Annotated in this window: 4 protein-coding genes; all 4 read right to left on the reverse strand. The window is 66.1% G+C overall.

Annotated elements, in window-relative coordinates; all coding sequences use genetic code 11:
• The coding region (bamA, locus tag AC1VAN_RS10865; RefSeq protein ID WP_480985790.1) for an outer membrane protein assembly factor BamA at window positions 1-1,732 on the reverse strand (1,732 nt) is incomplete at its 3' end.
• 74 nt (window positions 1,733-1,806) lie between these two features.
• Window positions 1,807-3,165 carry an RIP metalloprotease RseP gene (gene rseP, locus AC1VAN_RS10870; protein WP_218789015.1) on the reverse strand — a complete coding sequence of 453 codons (1,359 nt, stop codon included), beginning with the start codon at window positions 3,163-3,165 and terminating at the stop codon, window positions 1,807-1,809.
• Between the two features lie 55 nt (window positions 3,166-3,220).
• Window positions 3,221-4,411, reverse strand: coding sequence for a 1-deoxy-D-xylulose-5-phosphate reductoisomerase (locus AC1VAN_RS10875; RefSeq protein ID WP_033830714.1), 1,191 nt, complete (start codon window positions 4,409-4,411; stop codon window positions 3,221-3,223).
• Window positions 4,412-4,413: 2 nt separating this feature from the next.
• A partial coding sequence (locus AC1VAN_RS10880) for a phosphatidate cytidylyltransferase (RefSeq protein WP_480985791.1) occupies window positions 4,414-5,024 on the reverse strand: 611 nt, incomplete at its 5' end.

Raw genomic sequence — 5,024 nt, forward strand, 5'->3', positions numbered from 1 at the left:
GGAGTGGAACGTGCGGCGCCCGATCACATTGGGAGTGGAACGTGCGGCGCCCGATCACATTGATGTAGTCGATGATGGACTGCGGGGTCGAGCCCGGGTACGTGGTGATCTGGTTGCTGTCGATGCCGAACATCAGCGAGACGGTGTCGGTCTCGGTGATCGGCACGCCGAATACCACCTGCGCCGAACCGTTGGTGCTGTTGTACTGCGCGGTGTTGAAGTCGGAGTAGTCCAGTTCGCGCCAGGACAGGTTGTAGCCCAGCGAGACGCCGTCATCGGTGAAGTACGGGTTGGTGTAGCTGAAGCCGTAGCGCTGCAGGTAGCTGCTGCGCGAAGCTTCGACCGACACGCGGTTGCCGCCGCCCAGGAAGTTGTTCTGCGACAGCTGCACCGAGGTGGTCATGCCGTAGGACTGCGAATAGCCCAGGCCGAACACGAAGCTGCCCGAGGTGGTTTCCTTGACGTTGTAGACGACGTCGACCTGGTCGTTGCTGCCGCTGACGGGCGGGGTTTCCACTTCCACCGCCTCGAAGTAACCCAGGCGCTGCAGGCGGATCTTGGARCGGTCGATCGCGGCCTGCGAGTACCAGCTGTTCTCGAACTGACGCATTTCGCGGCGCATCACCTCATCGGAGGTGCGGGTATTGCCCTTGAAGATGATGCGGCGGACGGTCACGCGCGGGCCGGGCACGACCTGCATGTTGACCGCCACGGTCTGCTCGGCGCGGTTGGTGGTCGGAATCGGGTTCACCTTGGCGAAGGCATAACCGATGTTGGACAGCGAGTTGGTGATCGAGTCGGAGCTGAATTCCAGCAGGGCACGCGAGAACGTGTCGCCGGACTTCTGCACGACCATGCGCTCGACGTCTTCCTGCGGCAGGATCGTATCGCCGCTGACCTTGATCTCSGAGATCTTGTACTGGTCRCCTTCGGTCACGCCGGCGGTGATGAACATGTCGCGCTTGTCGGGGCTGATCGACACCTGCGTCGAGTCGATGCTGAAGTCGACATAGCCGCGGTCCAGGTACCAGGAGTTGAGCTTTTCCAGGTCGCCGGACAGCTTTTCCTTGGAGTACTGGTCGTCACGGCGGTACCACGACGCCCAGTTGTGCTCCTTGGACTCCCAGTACTCCAGGATGTCCTTGCTGTCGTACTTCTCGGTGCCGACGATGTTGACGTGGCGGATCTTGGCCGCCTTGCCTTCCTTGATCGCGATGGCGATGTCGACGCGATTACGGTCCAGCGGGCTCACGGTCGGGGTGATGTCGACGGTGTATTTGCCACGATCGTTGTACTGGCGGCGAAGTTCCTGGGTCACGCGATCCAGGCTCAGGCGATCGAAGGTGCCGCCTTCGGTCAGGCCGATGTCGGACAGACCCTTGAGCAGCTGGTCGGACTTGATGTCCTTGTTGCCGGTGACGGTCAGCTTGTTGATCGCCGGACGTTCCTTGACSGTSACCACCAGGATGYYGCCCTGGCGATCCAGCTGCACGTCTTCGAAGAAGCCGGTCTTGTACAGSGCRCGGATGSTCTCGCCGACCTTGCTGTCGGTGAYGGTSTCGCCACGYTCSACCGGCAGGTAGGTGAACACSGTACCGGAGSTGATGCGCTGSAGRCCRTCSACGCGGATGTCGCTGACRGTGAAGGGCTCGGCTGCCTGGGCCAGGGCGGGAGCGCCGGTGACGGCGGCGAGGGCGAGGGCCAGCAGGCGGCGATTGGGGAGTCGCGTCATGTCACGTCCGGTAGGAAGGTCGATTTCATTGGTAAGGGATGCCGACGCTGTAGACGGCAAAAACATGGAAAAGTTCATCGCGGGACCAGGCCGAGGATGTCGTTGTAGAACGCCAATCCCATCAGCCCGGCCAGCAACGCCAGGCCGATGTATTGGCCGGCGGCGACGGCACGCTCGCTCAGCGGGCTGCCCTTGACCAACTCGATAAGGTAATACAGCAGGTGRCCGCCGTCCAAGATGGGGATCGGCAGCAGGTTGATGATGCACAGGCTCAGCGACAGCAGGGCGAGGAACTGGATGAACCAGTCCACGCCGCGTTTGGCCGAAATATTGGCGACCCGGGCAATGGTGACCGGGCCGGAAACGTTCTGCAGCGAGGCTTTGCCGGTCACGATCCGGCCCATCATGGCCAATGAATCGGCGGCCATCCTGCCGGTTTCGCGCACCGCGACCGTGACCGACTGCAGCGGGCCGAACTTGAGCAGGGTGTCGTAGGCGGGGCTGTAGCTCTGGGCAAAGCCGGCGCCGATCTGCCAGATGGGCTGGCCCTTGCCGTCCTTGCCCTGGCGCGGGGTGATCTCCAGCGCCAGGCGCTCGCCACCACGCAGCACCTCGATCATCGCCGGGCCACCGCGGCGGCCGAGGCTGCCCACTTCGCTGATGGCCTGCTCGACGCTGTCGATGCGCTGGCCGTCGATCGCCACGATCAGATCGCCGGCCTGCAGGTGACCCTCTGCAGCCGAACCCTTCACGATGTTGTCCACCAGCGGTGGCTGCAGCCACGCACGCCAGTACACCCCGGCCAGGATCGGAACCCGGCGTTCATCGAAACCAGCCGGCAGCTGCGACAGCGGCAGGGTGCGCGAGCGCAGCTGGTCTGCTGGGTCGAGAACCTGCAGGGTCACGTCGCGACGATCCATCGCCGCCGCGGTCAGGGCCATGCTGGCCTCACCCAGGGTGATCACATCGCGGCCGTCAACGCTCAGCAGGCGATCGCCGCTGCCGAGCCCGGCCGTGGCGGCCATACCGGTAGCGCGGCCGACGGTTGCGGAATAGTCCTGCTTGCCGATCACGAACATCGCCCACAGCAGCAGGATGCACAGCAGCAGGTTGGCGATCGGGCCGGCCGCGACGATGGCGATGCGCTGCCACACGGTCTTGTGGTTGAAGGCCTGGCCGCGCTCGTGCGGATGGACCTCGACTTCGCGTTCGTCGAGGAATTTCACATAGCCGCCCAGCGGGATGGCGGCAATGGCGAACTCGGTGCCATGGCGGTCGCGGCGCGACCACAGCGGACGGCCGAAGCCCACCGAGAAGCGCAGCACCTTGACCCCGCACAGGCGCCCGACCCAGTAGTGCCCGAATTCGTGGAAGGTGACCAGCAGCCCAAGGCTGACGATCATCCACCAGACCGATCCGATGAAGTCAGTCATGCAGGTTCACATTGGCGGACACGGGCGGCGGCGTCATACGGGATGGGTGCGCTGTTCAGGTGGCGGCGATGGCGTTCAGGGTCAGCTGGCGGGCCCGCTGGTCGGCGGACAACAGAACCTCAAGTGTATCGGCTGGTTCGGTCGGCAGTGTTGAAAGAGCGTTAGCAACCAGCGTCGGAATGGTCAGGAAGCCTATGCGGCCCTGAAGAAACGCTGAAACAGCCTCTTCGTTGGCGGCGTTCAGCACCGCCGGGGCGGTGCCACCGGCGCGCATCGCTTGCCACGCCAAGGCCAGGCAGGGGAAGGCGTCGGTGTCGGGGGCCTCGAAATCCAGCCGGCCCTGGGCGAGCAGGTCCAGCCCGGACACGCCCGATTCGATCCGTTGCGGCCAGCCCAGGCCTACGGCCAGAGTGGTGCGCATGTCCGGCAGGCCCATCTGCGCCAGCGTGGAGCCGTCAACGAACTCCACCAGCGAATGCACCAGGCTCTGCGGATGCACCAGCACCTCGATGCGTTCGCCGGGGATGCCGAACAGGTGGTGGGCCTCGATGACCTCCAGGCCTTTGTTCATCAACGTCGCCGAATCGACCGAGATCTTCGGCCCCATCGACCACTTCGGATGCGCCACGGCCTGGGCCGGGGTGACCTGCTGCAGTTCGGCGCGGCTGCGCCCGCGGAACGGGCCACCCGAGGCGGTCAGCAGGATGCGGCGCACGCCGGCACCGTCGAGGCTGGCATCCCGTGAACGCAGGCACTGGAAGATCGCGCTGTGCTCGCTGTCGATCGGGATGATCTCGGCGCCGGCACGTTCGGCGGTGCGGGTCAGTAGTTCGCCGGCCAGTACCAGCGATTCCTTGTTGGCCAGCAGGATGCGCTTGCCGGCCGCAGCGGCGGCCAGGGTCGAGGACAGGCCGGCGGCGCCGACGATCGCGGCAACCACGGTGTCGCAGGCGTCGCTGGCCGCCAGCTGGTCCAGCGCGGCATGGCCGGCGTGGGCCTGGGTGGCCAGGCCGGCTTCGCGCAGGCCGTCGCGCAGTTCGGCATACAGGGTTTCATCGGCGATCACCGCATGCGCGGGCCGGTGCTGCCGGCACAGGGCCAGCAGCGCCTGTACCTGGCGGCCGGCGGCAAGCACGGTGGCCTGGTACCGCAGCGGATGGCGGGCGATCACGTCAAGCGTGGAGGCACCAATCGAGCCGGTGGCGCCGAATACGGCGACCCGGCGCAGGTCTGCAGCAGCTTCCATGGTCAGAACCCGAAGATTTCCTTGCCCAGTGCGAACACCGGGATGGCCGCCAGCACGCCGTCGACGCGGTCGAGCACGCCGCCGTGGCCGGGGATCAGGTGGCCTGAATCCTTGGCGCCGGCATGGCGCTTGATCAGGCTTTCGAACAGGTCGCCCAGTACCGAGGCGAATACGGCCACCACCGAGGTAACCAGCAGGCCGGGCAGGTGCCCGGCATCGATGCCGGCCAGCCAGCCCAGGCCGACGGCCACCGCAACGCCGGCGATCAGCCCGCCGACGAGGCCTTCCCAGGTCTTGTTCGGGCTGATCCGCGGTGCCAGCTTGTGCTTGCCGAAGTGACGGCCAGCGAAGTAGGCGCCCGAATCAGCGGCCCAGACCAGTGCCAGCGCGGCCAGCAGCCACAGGTGGCCCTGATGGCCGGGCGGGTCGCCGCCGGCATGGATCAGCACCAGCGCAGCCCACGCCGGCACGATGGCCAGGGTGCCGGCCAGCAGCTTGAGGATGCGCGCCGGACTGCCAGGCTGCGCGCCGAAGTTGAAGAAGCGCAGCCACACCAGCGCGCCCAGCCACCACGCCACGCCCACCAGGGTCGCGATCTGGAACAGTACCAGGG

It is taken from the genome of Stenotrophomonas sp. 05L44_2, assembly GCF_056665995.1.